Below are 17,487 nucleotides of genomic sequence, written 5' to 3' on the forward strand. Positions count from 1 at the left end.
CTATTGATGTCGACTGACAGACTGCTATCGCGAGCAGGCTCGCTCCCACAGGGGATGGTCAGTGAATTCAAGTGACCGGACACAAAAAAGCCCCCGCCACCTTCACGGCAACGGGGGCTTTTTGATGTGCTTACATCTCCACTTGAGTACCCAACTCAATCACCCGGTTCAACGGCAGATTAAAGAACCGCAAATTGCCATTGGCATTCTTCAACATGAAGGCAAACAACCCCTCCCGCCAACGAGCCATGCCTTCCAGCTTGGAGGCAATCACCGTCTCGCGGCTGAGGAAGTAAGTGGTGCGCATCGGGCTGAAGTCCAGGTCATCGAGATGACACAACTTCAGTGCTTGCGGCACATCCGGCTCGTCGACGAAGCCGAAATGCAGAATCACCCGGAAGAACCCTTCGCCGTAGGAATCGACTTCGAAGCGCCGGCTCGGCGGAACGCGCGGGATGTCTTCATACACCACGGTCAGCAGCACCACTTGCTCGTGCAGCACCTGGTTATGCAGCAGGTTGTGCAACAGCGCGTGCGGCACGGCATCCGGGCGCGCAGTCAGGAACACGGCTGTGCCCTGCACGCGATGCGGCGGTTGCACGGCAATGCTGCTGATGAAAATCGGCAGGGGCAGCCCGCCTTCGTCCATGCGCTCCACCAGCAGTTGTTTGCCGCGTTTCCAGGTGGTCATCAGCACGAACAGCGCGATACCGGCGATCACCGGGAAGGCACCACCCTGAACGATTTTCGGCACGTTGGCGGCGAAGTACAGACCGTYGACCAACAGGAAACCGATCGACAACGGCACCGCGAGAATCGGTGGCCATTTCCACAGCAGCAACATCACCGCCGACACCAGAATGGTGGTCATCAGCATCGTGCCCGTCACCGCCACGCCATAGGCCGAGGCCAAGGCACCGGAAGATTCGAAGCCCAATACCAACAGAATCACGCCGACCATCAGCGCCCAGTTCACCGCGCCGATGTAGATCTGGCCTTGTTCGGCGCTGGAGGTGTGTCGAATGTGCATGCGCGGAATGTAACCGAGCTGGATCGCCTGACGGGTCAGGGAGAACGCACCGGAAATCACCGCTTGGGAAGCAATCACCGTGGCCAGGGTCGACAAGCCCACCAATGGAATCAGCGCCCAGCTCGGTGCCAACAGGTAGAACGGGTTACGAGCGGCTTCCGGATCACCCAACAGCAGCGCGCCTTGGCCAAAGTAGTTCAGCACCAGCGCCGGCAACACGAGGATGAACCAGGCGCGGGCAATCGGCTTGCGGCCAAAGTGGCCCATGTCGGCGTACAGCGCTTCGGCGCCGGTCAATGCCAGCACTACCGCACCGAGAATCGCCACGCCCATGCCTGGGTGGACGACGAAGAAACGCACGCCCCACACCGGGTTCATCGCTTGCAGCACTTCCGGGTGCTGCATGATGCCGTAGACGCCCAGCGCGCCCAGCACCACAAACCAGGTGACCATGATCGGCCCGAACAGAATGCCGATGCGCGCGGTGCCGTGGCTCTGGATCAGGAACAGCGCCACCAACACGATCAATGACAGCGGGACCACCCAATGATCGATGCCCTCGAACGCCAGCCCGAGGCCTTCAATGGCGGAGAGGACGGAAATCGCCGGAGTGATCATGCTGTCGCCGTAGAACAGCGCCGCACCGATCAGCCCGCAAACCACCAGCAAGGTGCGCAACTTCGGATGCCCAGACGCCGCCCGCCGGGCCAGCGCGGTCAGGGCCATGATCCCGCCTTCGCCCTGGTTGTCGGCGCGCAGGACAAACATCATGTACTTGATCGAAACGACCCAGATCAACGACCAGAAGATCAGCGCCAGTATCCCCAGCACGCCGTCATGGTTGACCGGCACGCCATAGGCACCGGAAAACACTTCTTTGAGGGTGTACAGCGGGCTCGTGCCGATATCGCCGTAAACCACCCCGACTGCCGCGACCAGCATGCCGATCGGCTTTGCCGCTGAATGCTCGGCACCCGCCGCCTGACTACTTGCCTGACCCATCCACCACTCCTACTACCCAGACCGGGCTTCTTTGGAAGAAGCACTATGCTTTGCCACGCAGCATGCGCTGTTTTACCAATGGTTACAGACGTTTTGTTGACTGTAAAAATTCGATAAAGCCTAACGGCGCGAAGCATAGCGCAGCACTCGTCGTATTTCCCTGCATAAAGCTGGTCAAGTGAGCGACTCATCGCTAGAATTGCGCACTTTTTGATCAGAGGCGCGACAAAGCGCCCGTTTGTCGCCTTGCCGACTTCGGCTGGAGGCGTCACAAATACCGAGGTTAGACATGTCCACCACTCCTGCGCCGGCCAATCCAAAGGTTGGCTTCGTATCCCTGGGTTGCCCCAAAGCACTGGTCGACTCCGAGCGCATCCTTACCCAGCTGCGCATGGAAGGCTATGACGTTGTGTCCACTTACGAGGACGCAGATGTCGTGGTGGTCAACACCTGCGGCTTCATCGACTCGGCCAAGGCAGAATCTTTGGAAGTGATCGGCGAAGCCATCAAGGAAAACGGCAAGGTCATCGTGACCGGCTGCATGGGCGTCGAAGAAGGCAACATCCGCAAGGTGCACCCAAGCGTGCTGGCCGTGACCGGTCCGCAGCAATACGAGCAAGTGGTCAACGCTGTGCACGACGCCGTACCGCCGCGTCAGGATCACAACCCGCTGATCGACCTGGTGCCGCCGCAAGGCATCAAGCTGACCCCGCGCCACTACGCTTATCTGAAGATTTCCGAAGGCTGCAACCACAGCTGCAGCTTCTGCATCATCCCGTCGATGCGCGGCAAACTGGTCAGCCGTCCGGTCGGTGACGTGCTCGACGAGGCCCAGCGCCTGGTCAAGGCCGGCGTCAAAGAGCTGTTGGTGATCTCCCAAGACACCAGCGCCTACGGCGTCGACGTGAAATACCGCACCGGTTTCTGGAACGGCGCGCCGGTGAAAACCCGCATGACCGAACTCTGCGAAGCCTTGAGCACCCTGGGTGTCTGGGTTCGCCTGCATTACGTTTACCCGTACCCGCACGTCGACGAGCTGATCCCGTTGATGGCCGCTGGCAAAATCCTGCCGTACCTGGACATCCCGTTCCAGCACGCCAGCCCGAAAGTCCTCAAAGCCATGAAACGCCCGGCCTTCGAAGACAAGACCTTGGCGCGGATCAAGAACTGGCGCGAGATCTGCCCGGACCTGATCATCCGGTCGACCTTCATCGTCGGCTTCCCCGGTGAAACCGAAGAAGACTTCCAGTACCTGCTGGACTGGCTGACCGAAGCCCAACTCGATCGCGTCGGCTGCTTCCAGTACTCGCCAGTCGAAGGCGCCCCCGCCAACCTGCTGGACGCGGCCATCGTGCCGGACGACGTCAAGCAGGACCGCTGGGACCGCTTCATGGCGCACCAACAAGCGATCAGCTCGGCGCGCCTGCAAATGCGCATCGGCCGTGAAATCGAAGTGCTGGTGGACGAAGTCGACGAGCAAGGCGCGGTTGGCCGCTGCTTCTTCGATGCGCCGGAAATCGACGGTAACGTGTTCATCGACAACGGCAGCAACTTGAAGCCGGGCGACAAAGTCTGGTGCAAAGTGACCGACGCCGACGAATACGACCTGTGGGCTGAACAGATCTAAACGCAAAAAATACGCAAAGCCCCGCTCTCTTGACGAGATGCGGGGCTTTTTTACGTCTATCGTTTGGGGGAGAAAGGATTCGCATCATCAACTGCAAAAGGGGCAGCCGGCCATGCGCCAACATTCGGTCATCCACACGCCGAAACAGAGCGATTACGAAGAACTGGCCCGGGTCTGGGAAGACTCGGTACGCGCCACCCATGACTTTCTGCCGGACAGTTACATCCAGTTGCTCAAGGACCTGGTGCTGACCCGCTACCTCGATGCTGTGATGCTGATCTGCACCAAAGACCCGCGCCAGCACATCACCGGGTTCGCCGGGGTCGCCGCCGGCAAGGTCGAAATGCTCTTCATCGATCCGGCTCACCGAGGCCAGGGCCTGGGCAAACAGTTGCTACGCTATGCCCTGGAACACCTGCATGCAGATAAGCTCGACGTCAACGAACAGAACTCACAAGCGCTGGGGTTCTATTTCAAACAAGGCTTTGAAGTGATCGCCCGTTCCGAATTTGACGGCATGGGCCAGCCTTATCCGCTGTTGCACATGCGTCTGCGCCAAAGTCAGCAGCATTCGCGGCATGGCTGACACAAAACCGAACAACTGTAGGAGCCGGCTTGTGTAGGAGCTGGCTTGCCAGCGAAGGCGGCCGATTGATCGCCACAAGACCCCCGGGCCTCTTCGCCGGCAAGCCAGCTCCTACACTAAATGCCACACGATGCAAATGGAGCCGGGATAAACCGGCGCCAGGCAGGTACAATGCCCACCCCTTTTTTGTTACGGCCCTGTCATGACTGACCCGATTCGTCTCTCCAAACGCCTCATCGAACTCGTCGGCTGTTCCCGTCGGGAGGCTGAGCTGTTCATCGAGGGCGGCTGGGTGACCGTGGACGGTGAAGTCATCGACGAGCCGCAGTTCAAGGTCGACACTCAAAAAGTCGAACTCGATCCAGAGGCCAAGGCCACTGCACCAGAGCCAGTGACCATTCTGTTGAACGTGCCCGTGGGCATGGACGCGGACACCGCCATGGCCACCCTGAGCGCCGAGACCCTGAGCGAAGAACACCGCTTCAGTAAACGTCCGCTCAAGGGTCATTTCCTGCGCCTGACCGCCAGTACCGACCTGCAGGCCAACGCCAGCGGGTTGCTGGTGTTCACCCAGGACTGGAAGATCCTGCGCAAGCTCACTGCCGATGCCAGCAAGATCGAGCAAGAATATGTGGTCGAAGTTGAAGGCGACATGGTGGCTCACGGCCTCAACCGCCTGAACCACGGCCTGACCTACAAGGGCAAGGAACTGCCGCCAGTCAAAGCCAGCTGGCAGAACGAAAACCGCCTGCGTTTTGCGATGAAGAACCCGCAACCGGGCGTGATCGCCCTGTTTTGCCAGGCCGTCGGCCTGAAGGTCGTCGCCATCCGCCGCATCCGCATCGGCGGCGTGTCCATCGGCAAAGTGCCGCTGGGACAATGGCGCTACCTGTCCGGCAAAGAGAAGTTCTAAGGCTTCTCCCGCCGCCACACATTCCGGCGCCGCTGATTAATGCGGCGCCCACTGCTGAATATCAGGATTGCACACCATGATTCACAACGACGTATTGCGCAGCGTTCGCTACATGCTGGACATCAGCGACAAGAAAGTCATCGAGATCATCAAGCTCGGCGGCATGGACGTGCCCCTCGCCGACCTGCTGACTTACCTCGACAAGAAAGAAGAAGACGAGGAAGGCTTTGTCCGCTGCCCGGACGACGTCATGGCGCATTTCCTTGATGGCCTGGTGATCTTCAAGCGTGGCAAGGACGAAAGCCGTCCGCCGCAGCCGATCGAAATCCCGGTGACCAACAACATCATCCTGAAAAAACTGCGCGTGGCCTTCGAACTGAAAGAAGACGACATGCACGCGATTCTCAAGGCCGCCGAGTTCCCGGTGTCCAAGCCTGAACTGAGCGCGCTGTTCCGCAAGTTCGGCCATACCAACTACCGTACCTGTGGCGACCAGTTGCTGCGCAACTTCCTCAAAGGGCTCACTCTTCGAGTGAGAGCATAAAGGCAGCTGCAAGCTGCAAGCTGCAAACTGCAAGCGGATCGCCTCTAGCTTGTCGCTTGTAGCTTGAAACCTGCAGCTGGGCCGAATGGCCCCTCATTCCTCGCAAAAATAGTGGCTCCGCTGACGGCGGCTGACGACTAGGGTGTCTTGACACTCAGATCTCAGGATTCGCCATGCACCCGTATTTTTCCCTGCAAGGCCGCACCGCGCTGGTGACCGGCGGCACCCGTGGTATCGGCAAAATGATCGCCAAGGCTTATGTCGAAGCCGGCGCAACCGTGTACGTCTGCGCCCGGGATGCCGAAGCCTGCCAGCAAACGGCTGACGAATTGAGCGCATTCGGACGCTGCCACGGGGTGGCGGCCAACCTGGCCACAGAAGAAGGTGTGCTGCAGTTGGCGACGAAACTGGGCGAACAGCTCACTCATCTGGATATTCTGGTGAACAACGCCGGCACTACCTGGGGCGCGCCTCTGGAGAGCTACCCGGTCAAAGGCTGGGAAAAGGTCATGCAGCTCAACGTGACGTCGGTGTTCAACTGCATTCAGCAGTTTTTGCCGCTGCTGCGAAAAGCCGGTTCTGAGGCCAATCCAGCGCGGATCATCAACATCGGCTCGGTGGCCGGGATTTCTTCCTTTGGTGAACAGGCGTATGCCTACGGCCCGAGTAAGGCGGCGTTACATCAATTGTCGCGGATTCTGGCGCGGGAGCTGGTGAGCCAGCACATCAACGTCAACGTGATTGCGCCGGGACGTTTCCCGAGCAAGATGACGCAGCATATCGGCAATGATGAACAGGCGCTGGCGGACGATACGGCGTTGATTCCAATGAAGCGTTGGGGTCGGGAGGAAGAGATGGCGGCGCTGGCGATCAGCCTGGCGAGCACGGCGGGGGCGTATATGACTGGGAACATCATTCCTTTGGATGGTGGGTTTAGTCTCTGAGATTGGCGGCGCGGCTTGATCGTTCCCACGCTCCGCGTGGGAATACCTCAATGGACGCTCTGCGTCAGCTTTGGGACGCGGAGCGTCCCGAGCTGCATTCCCACGCAGAGCGTGGGAACGATCTGTGGGTGGGTTATGATGCCCACTCTCTCCAGCTTCGACCAAGACCATGACCTACAGCGTTTCCCCCATCGGCTTCGTGCGCTCCTGCTTCAAGGAGAAGTTCGCCATCCCGCGCCAGCCGCAACTGGCCCCGGCCGCTCGCGGTGTTCTGGAGTTGGTCGCGCCGTTCGATCAGGGTGATGCAGTACAAGGCCTGGAGCAGATCAGTCACGTCTGGCTGCTGTTCCTGTTCCATCAGGCACTGGAAGAAAAACCCCGTTTGAAGGTCCGCCCGCCTCGTCTCGGCGGCAACAAATCCATGGGCGTGTTTGCCACCCGCGCGACGCATCGCCCCAATGGCATCGGTCAATCCGTGGTCAAGCTGGACAAAGTCGAAGCCAATCGCCTGTGGATATCCGGTATCGACCTGCTGGACGGCACGCCGATTCTCGACATCAAACCCTACGTACCTTACGCCGACATCGTCGACAGCGCCTCCAACAGCATCGCCAGCGCCGCGCCGCAGTTGATTCCCGTGCAGTGGTCGGACTCAGCGCTGCAACAGGCTCATGGTCATGCTCAGCGCCTTGAAGAGCCGTTGGTGGCGTTGATCGAGCAGTGTTTGGCACAAGACCCACGCCCGGCCTACCAGATTCCTACGCCTGAACGGGAATATGGCGCGCAGTTCTGGGATCTGGATGTGCGCTGGCATTATCCCGAGGCCGGGTTGATTCGCGTCCTCGAAGTTATTCCCGCCTCTAACCTGTAGGAGCTGTCGGGCATAAAAAAGCCCCCATTGCCTGYRCAGGCAATGGGGGCTTTTCAGTCATGCAGGTTTCTTACTTCTCGACGAACGCACGCTCGATCAGATAATCACCCGGCTCGCGCATCCGCGGCGACACTTTCAGGCCGAAGCTGTTCAACACTTCGCTGGTCTCGTCGAGCATGCTCGGGCTGCCGCACAGCATGGCGCGGTCGTCCTGCGGGTTGATCGGAGGCAGGCCGATGTCGCTGAACAGCTTGCCGCTGCGCATCAGGTCGGTCAGGCGACCTTCGTTCTCGAACGGCTCGCGGGTCACGGTCGGGTAGTAGATCAACTTGTCACGCAGCGCGTCGCCGAAGAACTCGTTCTGCGGCAGGTGCTCGGTGATGAATTCGCGGTAAGCGACTTCGTTGACGTAACGCACGCCGTGGCACAGGATCACTTTTTCGAAACGCTCGTAGGTTTCCGGGTCCTGGATGACGCTCATGAACGGTGCCAGACCGGTACCGGTGCTGAGCAGGTACAAATGTTTGCCAGGCTTCAAGTCATCCAGCACCAGCGTGCCGGTAGGCTTCTTGCTGATGATGATCTCGTCGCCTTCCTTCAGATGCTGCAACTGGGAAGTCAGCGGACCATCAGGCACCTTGATGCTGAAGAACTCGAGATGCTCTTCCCAGTTCGGGCTGGCAATCGAGTAAGCACGCATAAGCGGGCGGCCGTTGGGCTGTTGCAGGCCGATCATCACGAACTGACCGTTCTCGAAGCGCAGGCCCGGATCGCGGGTGCACTTGAAGCTGAACAGAGTGTCGTTCCAGTGATGAACACTGAGGACACGCTCGTGGTTCATGTTGCTCATGTACGTGGGACTCCTGGAGATTTTGCCTGCGCCATCGATGTGCGCAATTGCATCGCATTCTAAAGGCAGAGACAATATCTGTTAAATGGATTATTAAGATAAGGGTTATCGGTTATATAGATATGCGATTTACTCTCCGTCAACTTCAAGTATTCGTCGCCGTCGCCCAGCAGGAAAGCGTATCCCGTGCTGCGGGCCTGTTGAACCTGTCGCAATCGGCGGCGAGCACCTCGATCACCGAACTGGAGCGCCAGTCCAGCTGCCAGCTGTTCGACCGCGCCGGCAAGCGGCTGAGCCTTAACGCCCTCGGCAAACAGCTGCTGCCACAGGCCGTGGCACTGCTCGATCAATCCAAGGAAATCGAAGACCTGCTCAACGGCARGACTGGTTTCGGCTCATTGGCGGTCGGCGCGACCCTGACCATCGGCAATTACCTGGCGACCCTGCTGATCGGCAGCTTCATGCAGCGCCACCCGGAAAGCCAAGTGAAGCTGCACGTGCAGAACACGGCCAATATCGTGCAACAAGTTGCCCACTATGAAATTGATCTGGGTCTGATCGAAGGCGATTGCAGCCATCCCGACATCGAAGTGCAGAGTTGGGTCGAGGATGAACTGGTGGTGTTTTGCGCGCCCCAGCATCCACTGGCCAAAYGCGGCATCGCAACCATGGAGGAGCTGAGTCACGAGGCGTGGATCTTGCGAGAGCAAGGCTCTGGCACGCGGCTGACCTTCGACCAGGCCATGCGTCACCATCACAGCGCACTGAACATCCGCCTGGAGCTTGAACACACCGAAGCGATCAAACGCGCCGTGGAGTCGGGATTGGGCATTGGCTGTATTTCGCGGCTGGCGCTACGGGATGCCATTCGCCGTGGCAGCCTGGTGCCGGTGGAGACACCGGACCTGGACCTGGCCCGGCAGTTCTATTTCATCTGGCACAAACAGAAATATCAGACGTCGGCGATGCGCGAGTTCCTCGACCTGTGCCGCGCTTTCACCGCAGGGGTTCAGCGCAGCGACGAGATCGTTCTGCCGAACATCGCTTAAAGCAGGATGACCGCCCAGACCAGCCCGATCATGGTCAACGCCACGAATTGAGCAGCGCTGCCCATGTCCTTGGCGTTTTTGGACAGCGGGTGCAATTCGAGAGAGATGCGATCGATGGCTGCTTCTACTGCCGAGTTCAGCAGCTCGACGATCAGTGCCAACAGGCAAACAGCGATCAGCAGCGCCTGCTCGACACGGCTGACGTTCAAGAAGAACGTAACCGGAATCAGGATGACGTTGAGCAACACCAGTTGCCGAAAAGCCGCTTCACCGGTGAAAGCTGCGCGCAGGCCATCCAGCGAATAACTGGAGGCGTTGAGGATGCGTTTTAGGCCGGTTTGGCCTTTGAAAGGTGACATAGAGTAGGCAACTGACCAGATAGGAATGGGAACGCTAGATGAAGTAAAGTCAAAATAGCGTGAACAGGTAGCCGTTTAGTGGCTCGGAATTGACTCCAGTTGTTGCAGGAGCAACGCCGCCTGAGTCCGGGTCCGCACATTCAACTTGCGGAAAATCGCGGTGACGTGGGCTTTGATCGTCGCTTCGGAAACGCTCAGTTCGTAAGCAATCTGTTTGTTCAGCAAGCCTTCACAGACCATGGTCAACACCCGGAACTGCTGAGGCGTCAGACTCGCGAGGCCCTCACTGGCAGCCTTGGCCTCATCGGAAACACTGACCGCTTCAAACGCTTGAGGAGGCCAGAATACATCGCCGTCGAGCACCGCGCGTACGGCTTTCTGGATGACACTCAGGTCGCTGGATTTTGGAATGAACCCACTGGCACCGAACTCACGGGACTTGACCATGATCGACGCTTCTTCCTGAGCAGACACCATCACCACTGGAATTTGCGGGTACTGACCGCGCAACAGCACGAGCCCGGAAAAACCGTAGGCGCCGGGCATGTTCAAGTCCAGCAGCACCAGATCCCAATCAGACTTTTCACCCAGGCGGGCTTCCAGCTCGGCAATGCTCGCCACTTCCACCAGTCGAACATCCGGGCCCAGGCCCAGGGTGACGGCCTGGTGCAGCGCGCTACGAAACAGCGGGTGATCGTCGGCAATCAGGATTTCGTATGTGGCCATTTTTCAAATGATCCTGTTTTTTCAAACAACTCAAGGTACAGCCACGCAGCTGTACCAACGGGGCACGTTCAACGCCAATCACATAGCTGTTCAAGTAAAAACACGGCGTATCAAACCTGGCCGCGCCCCAATCGGCGCCAAGCATGCCCAGCGAAGCCGGGGTGGTCAAGGTGCATGGGCGGTACAGTTCTTTGCAGTATGGGCGACAATCAGCTGATGACCGGGGCCGAGCTTTGCACGAAGGGCCTCAGTTCGGCGTGAGCTGGGGTTGCAACGTTCATGTCCAGCTGACGTTTAGCGTCCAGGTAATGCTGGCTGAACACATCGAAATACGCGTCCAGTGCCGATGCCGCCGCCGTATCGCCCGCCAGATCCAGACACAGTGCGGCCACTTCGGCTGTGCACAAATGCTCGCTGCGGGTCGACCTGCGCAAGCGGTATCGCGACAACTTCTCGGGCAACAGGCTCAGGATCGGCAGACGGTCGAAGTAGGGGCTTTTGCGGAAAATCTTTCGGGCCTCGGTCCAGGTAGCGTCCAGCAGAATGAACAGCGGACGCTTCGAACTGTCCGTATCGACACTGTTAGTGACACGCTCCGGTTCGACGTACTCGCCCGGAAACACCAGATACGGCTGCCATTGTGGGTCGGCCAGCAGCGCCAGCAGTTGCTCATCAACCTCGGTGCGCGACCAGATGAACGCATGGTTGTCGCGTACCACATCGGCAATCAGCCAACCGGTGTTACTCGGTTTGARCACTTCCTTGTTGGTCATGATCAGGCACACCCCCGAGCGCGCCTCGACTTGCGGGCGCCAGGCACACAGGCAATGGCTCTCGATCACGCGGCAGGCACGGCAACGTGGAGCCCTCCAGCCTCGGGCCTGAATCGGCTTGATACCCTCTTCCTCACGCGCATCGCGCAAGCGGGCTACGGCGTTGGCAGCAAAGTGTGGGGTGGCAGGGTTCATCGCAGGCAGCACCGGCAGGAGAAAAAAATCGACACGAAGAGCACTCGGCAGGGCAAAAAGTGGCGCCAGTTTATCAGAGCAGCCAGCGCAAGCCTGTACCGTCTGGAGCGCGTCCCCTATAATTCGCCGCCACTGAACGCACAGTCATGTGACGGGTCGAAACACCAGTCACTGAACCAGGAGAGTTTCATGCTGCGCCTTATCGTTCCCACCGCCGCCATTCTGCTGGCGTCGTCCTTCAGCGCTCAGGCTGCGTCCTTGAAAGACACGGAACTGAACAAAATGCTGCAAAACGTTGCCAGTCAGAGCAGCGTCGGCACTCCCCGGGCGATCAACGAAGACATTCTCGATCAGGGTTACACCGTCGAAGGCACCGAGTTGATCAACCACCTCAGCGTCCAGAGCAGCCACGCCGACAAGATGCGCGCCGACCCCAAAGCGGTTTATTTCCAGTTGGGCTCCACCGTGTGCAATAACCCGGGCTTTCGCAAGCTGATGGCCAAGGGTGCGACCATGCGCTACGAGTTCACCGAGGTGAAAACCAACCGTCCGGTAGCCACAGAGCGCTTCAAGGAATCGGATTGCCTGCAACCGGCCAAGAAGAAAAAGTAATCACTCGGAATTGGCGCGCCGCTGTTCATCCTCGGCGCGCAGTTCTGCCAGCAATGCCTGCAAGTAACTGGATCGTCGCCTGGTCCCCTCCAGGCGTCGACAGCACTCCTCTTCGAGACTCAACTGATGGGTCTCGGCTGATGATTTGAGCAATCGATACAGTTGCGTATCGATCTCCAGAATGACTCTGGTCATAGCGTCCCGCCTCCCTGCACCTCGCCCTGCTTGAGCGAAAAATCCTTCAACTTCTTGAACCGCGCGCCCCGCCTTTGACGCAAAGTTGTCGTGTCATACCTCTAGATTAGTAAATCAGAGTGCCAAACACTTCGCCTGCGTTTAGACAAACGGTGAATTCACCTTGTAAATCGTCAATAAGCGATTGCCAGGAAAGACTTTGCGGCGCAATGATCAAGTCAGCGCAAATCTCCGCGAGGGTCTAAATTCATAGTGTTCCCATTCATTTTCCGGGCTGGAAAGGGGCCACCCGCGACGCGTCTGGTTGTGCGAATGTTTCCTTCACTCAAGGGAAAACAGAGCCTGTATGGAAGGAGAAATTGATGCCTTACCAACCGAATGACCTGCTAAGCCGTCATTTTGAAGAAAGCGGCCACGACCTCACCAGCAAGGTCGAAGAACAACTCAACCTGGTTTCACCCAACAGTCCCAACATCCCCATCTACCGCGACATGATCCTGACCGTGCTACGCATGGCCCAGGAAGATCACAACCGCTGGAATGCCAAGATTACCCTCCAAGCCCTGCGCGAACTGGAGCACGCCTTCCGTGTACTCGAGCAGTTTCGGGGTCGACGCAAAGTCACCGTATTCGGCTCGGCCCGAACACCCATCGAACACCCGCTGTATGGTCTGGCCCGAGAACTGGGCGCCGCGCTGGCGCGCTCGGACCTGATGGTCATCACCGGCGCTGGCGGCGGCATCATGGCGGCAGCGCATGAAGGAGCCGGTCGGGAACACAGCCTTGGATTCAACATCACCCTGCCCTTCGAGCAGCATGCCAACCCCACCGTGCAAGGCACCGCCAATCTGCTGCCCTTCCACTTCTTTTTTACCCGCAAGCTGTTCTTCGTCAAGGAAGCCGATGCGCTAGTCCTGTGCCCAGGCGGTTTTGGCACCCTGGATGAGGCGCTGGAAGTTCTGACATTGATTCAGACTGGCAAAAGCCCTCTGGTGCCGGTGGTGTTACTGGATGCGCCGGGCGGCAAGTTCTGGCAGGGCGCGCTGGACTTCATTCACCATCAACTGGAGGAAAATCGTTACATCCTGCCGACCGACATGAAGCTCGTAAGCCTGGTCTACAGCGCCGAAGAAGCCGTGGAGCAGATCAACCAGTTCTACAGCAACTTCCACTCCAGCCGTTGGCTCAAGCGTCAGTTCGTGATTCGCATGAACCACTCGCTCAGCGACCCTGCGCTCGAACACATGCAGGGGGCATTTGCCGACCTGTGCCTGAGCGATCATTTTCATCAGCATGCCTACAACGCAGAGGAGCACGACGAAGCGCAATTCAGCCACCTGGCGCGATTGGCCTTCAACTTCAATGCACGTGATCATGGTCGGCTGCGTGAACTGGTGGACTACATCAACCTGCCGGAAAACTGGGCCCACTCAAAACCCCAAGCACAACAGCGTACGCGCAAACCCTCCAGGGTGATGTAAGGCAAAAAAAATGGCCCGCTATCAAAATAGCGGGCCATTTTTATCAATCATCCATTCCCCGACCACTGAACAAGCGGCCGATCATCTCCATGGAGTATCCCCGATAACTCAGGAACCGGCCCTGTTTGGCACGCTCCCGAGCATCTATCGGCAGATGCCCGGAAAATTTACGCCGCCAAGTATCCTCCAGTTGCTCCTGCCAATTGATACCGCTCTCGCGTAACGCGAGTTCAATATCGGCACGTTGCAGTCCGCGCTGGCCAAGCTCCTCGCGAATACGCAAAGGGCCATAACCGGAACGGGCGCGGTAGGAAACAAAACTTTCGAGGTAACGGGATTCGGACAGCAGCCCCTCTTCCGTCAAGCGGTCGAGTGCGGTGTCGATCATGTCAGGGAGAGCGCCGCGCTGACGCAGTTTACGCGTCAGCTCGACTCGACCGTGCTCGCGTCGTGCGAGCAGGTCCATTGCGGTTCGCCGCACCGCGACGAGTGTATCGAGTACGGCGGTCATCGGATCAATCAGATATCAGCGTCAGCCAGGTCATCAGCAGTCTCTTTGACTGGCGATGCTTTGACATCCGGCGCCGGGGTCAGCAACTTGTCACGCAGTTGCTTCTCAAGCGTCGCGGCGATTTCCGGGTTGTCCGCCAGGAACTTGGCCGAGTTGGCCTTGCCCTGACCGATCTTGGTGCCGTTGTAGGCATACCAGGCGCCGGATTTCTCAACGAAACCGTGCAGAACACCCAGGTCGATCATCTCGCCATTGAGGTAGATGCCTTTGCCGTAAAGGATCTGGAACTCGGCCTGACGGAATGGCGAAGCCACTTTGTTCTTCACGACCTTGACGCGGGTTTCACTACCGACGACTTCATCACCTTCTTTCACCGCGCCAGTACGACGGATGTCCAGACGAACCGAAGCGTAGAACTTCAGCGCGTTACCACCGGTGGTGGTTTCCGGGCTGCCGAACATCACACCGATTTTCATACGGATCTGGTTGATGAAGATCACCAGGCAGTTGGCGTTCTTGATGTTACCGGTGATTTTACGCAGCGCCTGGGACATCAGACGGGCTTGCAGGCCGACGTGCATGTCGCCCATTTCGCCTTCGATTTCTGCTTTTGGCACCAGAGCGGCCACGGAGTCGACGATGATCACGTCAACGGCGTTGGAACGCACCAGCATGTCGGTGATTTCCAGGGCCTGTTCGCCGGTGTCCGGCTGGGAAACCAGCAGGTCGTCGACGTTAACGCCCAGTTTGCCGGCGTACTCAGGGTCAAGGGCGTGTTCGGCATCGACGAATGCGCAGGTCGCGCCGGCTTTTTGAGCCTGGGCGATCACAGACAGTGTCAATGTGGTTTTACCGGAGGATTCAGGACCGTAGATTTCAACGATACGGCCTTTTGGCAAACCGCCAATGCCGAGCGCGATGTCCAGACCCAGAGAGCCAGTGGAAATAGCCGGGATCGCCTGACGGTCCTGATCGCCCATACGCATTACGGCACCCTTGCCGAATTGACGTTCGATCTGACCCAGGGCCGCAGCCAAGGCTTTCTTCTTGTTGTCGTCCATTAAAGTCCTCACGTAATCAATAAGGCCTGACGGCCAACACCTGTATAAGTAGCCAGTATTATTCCACAGCGTTCCGGGATCGCCTACCCCTGATTTGAGATTTCTGCGGCGGCATGGCGCAGCAGCCCCTCTAGCGCGGCCTTCACCGTTTGTCGGCGGACCTCATCGCGATTACCGGCGAAGTGTTGCTCCTCGCTGAACAGCCGCTCGCCAACCCCCCAGGCCAGCCAGACCGTACCCACCGGTTTACTCGGAGAACCGCCATCCGGCCCCGCCACACCGCTGACCGCCACGGCAAAATGCGCGCTGCTCTTTTCCTGCGCACCCCGCACCATCGCCTCGACTACCTCGCGACTGACCGCGCCCACGGTCGAAAACAACTCGACCGGAACGTTCAATTGCTGGGTTTTCTGCCGATTGGAGTAAGTGACATAACCGGCCTCGAACCACGCAGAACTCCCCGGAATGCGAGTGATCGCCTCCGAGATGCCGCCGCCGGTACAGGACTCCGCCGCCGTGACGTGGGCATTGAGAACCTGCATGCGCCTGCCCAGTTCAGCGGCGAGCTGAGTGATTTCTTTCACGGTCATCTCCTGAGAGAAAGGAAGTGGAATTAGAACTACCGTACACGAGCCTATCGCGCTTGCAAGGCGCAGGATCAATCAAAATGTGAGGGTGCAAAGGCTCTGATACAGGCATGACAAGCCTGTACGGCAACCCGTCCACGCTCTGCGTCGGCAGTTCACTGCTGATCAGGGCGAGAATCACGCGGCGGCACTTCGCAAACGCCAATCCGCTTGGCAGCCCAGCGCTCATAAAGACTGATGGCGACGTCCGCCCCGGCCATGGCTGTGAGGCATCCAAAAGCTCCCGCAACCCAGATTGACGAGCCAGCGGCATAAAGCAGCATGATGACCGAGATCCCGCAGATCATGCAGGCCCCGGAGCGCAAGGCCAGYCGCCGCAGCAATGACCAGCCGCGAGCACCGTCCTTGTCGGCACGCCACATTTCGCCCGAGACCCCACCCACCAGAGCAAGGACGATGACAAGCCAGCTCGGCAGGTCCAGCAACGCTTGTTGCTCGATTGTCATGTCTCACCTCCTGGTGCGAGTGATAAGGGGTTCTTTCAAACGGAGAATATGCATGGATGCATATACAGTCAATGCATTAATGCATTGATCCAAAGAGAAAGAATGCACTGACGCATATAAAAACACCGCAAACAAAGGTGCCGAAGGTTTTCGACAGGCAAAAAAAAACCGCTGGATGGCGGTTTTTGTCTGAATGCAGTGAGGTTAGCGGGCGTACATGCCCCACCAGAAGACGTGACCAAGAATGACGATCTGCTCTTCCTGGATTTCCTGGAAAGTGTAGTCCTCATCCGGGTGCTCATCGCGGTTGAAACTGCGCAGGCGGATCCCGATCGGCAGGCGATACAGCTGTTTCACGCGCAATTGACCGTTATGGTTGATCGCATAAAGGTCGCCATCAACGATGTCGCCGATCCCGCACTTGCCGGCGTTCACGCCAACGGTTGCGCCATCGCGCAACACCGGCAACATGCTGTTGCCGCGCACCGTCACGCATTTTGCCTGATCGAATTGCACGCCATTGTGGCGCAAGCTGCGCTTGCCGAAACGCAGACTAGAGCGCTCGCTCTCTTCGATGACGAATCTTCCTGATCCCGCAGCCAATTCAACCTCGCGAAGAAAGGGGACCGACACCTCATCGTCATCGACGGGCGTATCGTCGTCCCACAGACTGATATCCTTGAGTTCGGAATGCACTTCATCGCGCCCCCTGCTGGCGCTCGTCGACACATCCGCGCGGCCACGCAACTGATCAGTGCTGATGGCGAAGTACTCGGCAATCTTCGAGATGTGTTTATCCGAAGGATCGACGATCTTCCCGCCGAGGATCCGCGAGAGTGTGGATTGAGGCACGCCCGTACGACGGTGAAGCTCCGTGGGGGAGATCCCGTGTTGATCGAGCAGTGCCCTTAAAACGGTAGAAACATTGCGTTTTTGCATACTGCGCATAGTGCGTGTTCTTTTTTCCGAAAACAAATGCTGTTTTGCATATTCAACGCATAGACAGCAGAAATGTGCCGCAGGGCCTTCATGCCTGCGTCGAGCGGACCGCCCATGGTAATCTTG

General features: G+C 58.4%; 21 protein-coding genes. 10 read left to right on the plus strand and 11 right to left on the minus strand.

Going from position 1 to position 17,487, the window contains the following annotated elements:
- Window positions 1–130: 130 nt before the first annotated feature.
- Window positions 131–2,032, minus strand: coding sequence for a potassium transporter Kup (locus tag AC1DSG_RS07580; RefSeq protein WP_477790324.1), 1,902 nt, complete (start codon window positions 2,030–2,032; stop codon window positions 131–133).
- Window positions 2,033–2,321: 289 nt separating this feature from the next.
- On the opposite strand from AC1DSG_RS07580, the gene rimO reads away from it, so the two are divergent.
- From rimO to tsaA, 6 genes are all read left to right on the plus strand, one after another.
- On the plus strand, window positions 2,322–3,659 hold the full coding sequence (gene rimO, locus AC1DSG_RS07585; protein ID WP_477790325.1) for a 30S ribosomal protein S12 methylthiotransferase RimO: 1,338 nt from the start codon (window positions 2,322–2,324) through the stop codon (window positions 3,657–3,659).
- A 112-nt stretch (window positions 3,660–3,771) separates the two neighbouring features.
- Window positions 3,772–4,245: a GNAT family N-acetyltransferase gene (locus AC1DSG_RS07590; RefSeq protein ID WP_477790326.1), complete on the plus strand. Its 474-nt coding sequence runs from the start codon at window positions 3,772–3,774 to the stop codon at window positions 4,243–4,245.
- 202 nt (window positions 4,246–4,447) lie between these two features.
- The gene (locus tag AC1DSG_RS07595) at window positions 4,448–5,158 is read left to right on the plus strand and encodes an rRNA pseudouridine synthase (RefSeq protein ID WP_150780411.1); all 711 of its coding nucleotides are present in this window, start codon (window positions 4,448–4,450) and stop codon (window positions 5,156–5,158) included.
- A gap of 76 nt (window positions 5,159–5,234) precedes the next feature.
- Window positions 5,235–5,702, plus strand: coding sequence for a YehS family protein (locus tag AC1DSG_RS07600; RefSeq protein ID WP_477790327.1), 468 nt, complete (start codon window positions 5,235–5,237; stop codon window positions 5,700–5,702).
- A gap of 173 nt (window positions 5,703–5,875) precedes the next feature.
- Entirely contained in the window at window positions 5,876–6,646 is a 771-nt protein-coding gene (locus tag AC1DSG_RS07605; RefSeq protein WP_477790328.1) for an SDR family oxidoreductase, read from the plus strand.
- Between the two features lie 169 nt (window positions 6,647–6,815).
- Window positions 6,816–7,517 carry a tRNA (N6-threonylcarbamoyladenosine(37)-N6)-methyltransferase TrmO gene (gene tsaA, locus AC1DSG_RS07610; RefSeq protein ID WP_477790329.1) on the plus strand — a complete coding sequence of 234 codons (702 nt, stop codon included), beginning with the start codon at window positions 6,816–6,818 and terminating at the stop codon, window positions 7,515–7,517.
- A gap of 70 nt (window positions 7,518–7,587) precedes the next feature.
- Here the strand turns inward: tsaA and fpr are convergent, their stop codons facing one another.
- Entirely contained in the window at window positions 7,588–8,367 is a 780-nt protein-coding gene (fpr, locus tag AC1DSG_RS07615) for a ferredoxin-NADP reductase (RefSeq protein WP_008054100.1), read from the minus strand.
- 122 nt (window positions 8,368–8,489) lie between these two features.
- Here fpr and AC1DSG_RS07620 point away from each other — a divergent pair, with 122 nt between their 5' ends.
- Window positions 8,490–9,416 carry a LysR family transcriptional regulator gene (locus AC1DSG_RS07620; protein WP_477790330.1) on the plus strand — a complete coding sequence of 309 codons (927 nt, stop codon included), beginning with the start codon at window positions 8,490–8,492 and terminating at the stop codon, window positions 9,414–9,416.
- Here the strand turns inward: AC1DSG_RS07620 and AC1DSG_RS07625 are convergent.
- Both AC1DSG_RS07625 and erdR read right to left on the minus strand, forming a co-directional pair.
- A complete protein-coding gene (locus AC1DSG_RS07625; protein ID WP_477790331.1) occupies window positions 9,413–9,775 on the minus strand; it encodes a diacylglycerol kinase in 363 nt (120 codons plus the stop codon). The genes AC1DSG_RS07620 and AC1DSG_RS07625 overlap by 4 nt on opposite strands.
- Before the next feature lie 75 nt (window positions 9,776–9,850).
- Window positions 9,851–10,501 carry a response regulator transcription factor ErdR gene (erdR, locus tag AC1DSG_RS07630; RefSeq protein WP_477790332.1) on the minus strand — a complete coding sequence of 217 codons (651 nt, stop codon included), beginning with the start codon at window positions 10,499–10,501 and terminating at the stop codon, window positions 9,851–9,853.
- Between erdR and AC1DSG_RS07635 the strand changes: the two genes are divergently transcribed.
- A complete protein-coding gene (locus AC1DSG_RS07635; RefSeq protein WP_477790333.1) occupies window positions 10,494–10,718 on the plus strand; it encodes a hypothetical protein in 225 nt (74 codons plus the stop codon). The two genes, erdR and AC1DSG_RS07635, sit on opposite strands and share 8 nt — an antisense overlap.
- Here AC1DSG_RS07635 and AC1DSG_RS07640 read toward each other — a convergent pair.
- On the minus strand, window positions 10,711–11,469 hold the full coding sequence (locus tag AC1DSG_RS07640) for a tRNA-uridine aminocarboxypropyltransferase (protein WP_477790334.1): 759 nt from the start codon (window positions 11,467–11,469) through the stop codon (window positions 10,711–10,713). The genes AC1DSG_RS07635 and AC1DSG_RS07640 overlap by 8 nt on opposite strands.
- Before the next feature lie 189 nt (window positions 11,470–11,658).
- On the opposite strand from AC1DSG_RS07640, the gene AC1DSG_RS07645 reads away from it, so the two are divergent.
- Complete coding sequence (locus tag AC1DSG_RS07645) at window positions 11,659–12,081, plus strand: PA3611 family quorum-sensing-regulated virulence factor (protein ID WP_477790335.1); 423 nt, start codon at window positions 11,659–11,661, stop codon at window positions 12,079–12,081.
- Here the strand turns inward: AC1DSG_RS07645 and AC1DSG_RS07650 are convergent, their stop codons facing one another.
- On the minus strand, window positions 12,082–12,276 hold the full coding sequence (locus tag AC1DSG_RS07650) for a hypothetical protein (protein ID WP_477790336.1): 195 nt from the start codon (window positions 12,274–12,276) through the stop codon (window positions 12,082–12,084).
- Between the two features lie 362 nt (window positions 12,277–12,638).
- Here AC1DSG_RS07650 and AC1DSG_RS07655 point away from each other — a divergent pair, with 362 nt between their 5' ends.
- The gene (locus tag AC1DSG_RS07655) at window positions 12,639–13,757 is read left to right on the plus strand and encodes an LOG family protein (protein ID WP_477790337.1); all 1,119 of its coding nucleotides are present in this window, start codon (window positions 12,639–12,641) and stop codon (window positions 13,755–13,757) included.
- A gap of 43 nt (window positions 13,758–13,800) precedes the next feature.
- On the opposite strand, the gene recX is transcribed toward AC1DSG_RS07655, so the two are convergent.
- The 5 genes from recX to AC1DSG_RS07680 form a co-directional block, all read right to left on the minus strand.
- Window positions 13,801–14,268: a recombination regulator RecX gene (recX, locus tag AC1DSG_RS07660; RefSeq protein WP_477790338.1), complete on the minus strand. Its 468-nt coding sequence runs from the start codon at window positions 14,266–14,268 to the stop codon at window positions 13,801–13,803.
- An 8-nt stretch (window positions 14,269–14,276) separates the two neighbouring features.
- Window positions 14,277–15,329 carry a recombinase RecA gene (gene recA / locus AC1DSG_RS07665; RefSeq protein ID WP_007947175.1) on the minus strand — a complete coding sequence of 351 codons (1,053 nt, stop codon included), beginning with the start codon at window positions 15,327–15,329 and terminating at the stop codon, window positions 14,277–14,279.
- 83 nt (window positions 15,330–15,412) lie between these two features.
- Window positions 15,413–15,913, minus strand: a complete 501-nt coding sequence (locus tag AC1DSG_RS07670) for a CinA family protein (RefSeq protein WP_477790339.1) — start codon at window positions 15,911–15,913, stop codon at window positions 15,413–15,415.
- A 158-nt stretch (window positions 15,914–16,071) separates the two neighbouring features.
- Window positions 16,072–16,422, minus strand: coding sequence for a phage holin family protein (locus tag AC1DSG_RS07675; RefSeq protein ID WP_477790340.1), 351 nt, complete (start codon window positions 16,420–16,422; stop codon window positions 16,072–16,074).
- A 204-nt stretch (window positions 16,423–16,626) separates the two neighbouring features.
- Window positions 16,627–17,361 carry an XRE family transcriptional regulator gene (locus AC1DSG_RS07680; protein WP_477790350.1) on the minus strand — a complete coding sequence of 245 codons (735 nt, stop codon included), beginning with the start codon at window positions 17,359–17,361 and terminating at the stop codon, window positions 16,627–16,629.
- Window positions 17,362–17,487 lie beyond the last annotated feature (126 nt).

The organism is Pseudomonas sp. P5_A12, from assembly GCF_056400685.1.

Coding starts and splice junctions, on each gene's coding strand:
- rimO (WP_477790325.1), top strand. CDS start 2,322: ATGTCCACCACTCCTGCGCCGGCCAATCCAAAGGTTGGCTTCGTATCC.
- AC1DSG_RS07600 (WP_477790327.1), top strand. CDS start 5,235: ATGATTCACAACGACGTATTGCGCAGCGTTCGCTACATGCTGGACATC.
- recA (WP_007947175.1), bottom strand. CDS start 15,329: ATGGACGACAACAAGAAGAAAGCCTTGGCTGCGGCCCTGGGTCAGATC.
- AC1DSG_RS07595 (WP_150780411.1), top strand. CDS start 4,448: ATGACTGACCCGATTCGTCTCTCCAAACGCCTCATCGAACTCGTCGGC.
- AC1DSG_RS07625 (WP_477790331.1), bottom strand. CDS start 9,775: ATGTCACCTTTCAAAGGCCAAACCGGCCTAAAACGCATCCTCAACGCC.
- AC1DSG_RS07650 (WP_477790336.1), bottom strand. CDS start 12,276: ATGACCAGAGTCATTCTGGAGATCGATACGCAACTGTATCGATTGCTC.
- AC1DSG_RS07590 (WP_477790326.1), top strand. CDS start 3,772: ATGCGCCAACATTCGGTCATCCACACGCCGAAACAGAGCGATTACGAA.
- erdR (WP_477790332.1), bottom strand. CDS start 10,501: ATGGCCACATACGAAATCCTGATTGCCGACGATCACCCGCTGTTTCGT.
- AC1DSG_RS07645 (WP_477790335.1), top strand. CDS start 11,659: ATGCTGCGCCTTATCGTTCCCACCGCCGCCATTCTGCTGGCGTCGTCC.
- fpr (WP_008054100.1), bottom strand. CDS start 8,367: ATGAGCAACATGAACCACGAGCGTGTCCTCAGTGTTCATCACTGGAAC.
- AC1DSG_RS07605 (WP_477790328.1), top strand. CDS start 5,876: ATGCACCCGTATTTTTCCCTGCAAGGCCGCACCGCGCTGGTGACCGGC.
- AC1DSG_RS07680 (WP_477790350.1), bottom strand. CDS start 17,361: ATGCAAAAACGCAATGTTTCTACCGTTTTAAGGGCACTGCTCGATCAA.
- recX (WP_477790338.1), bottom strand. CDS start 14,268: ATGACCGCCGTACTCGATACACTCGTCGCGGTGCGGCGAACCGCAATG.
- tsaA (WP_477790329.1), top strand. CDS start 6,816: ATGACCTACAGCGTTTCCCCCATCGGCTTCGTGCGCTCCTGCTTCAAG.
- AC1DSG_RS07655 (WP_477790337.1), top strand. CDS start 12,639: ATGCCTTACCAACCGAATGACCTGCTAAGCCGTCATTTTGAAGAAAGC.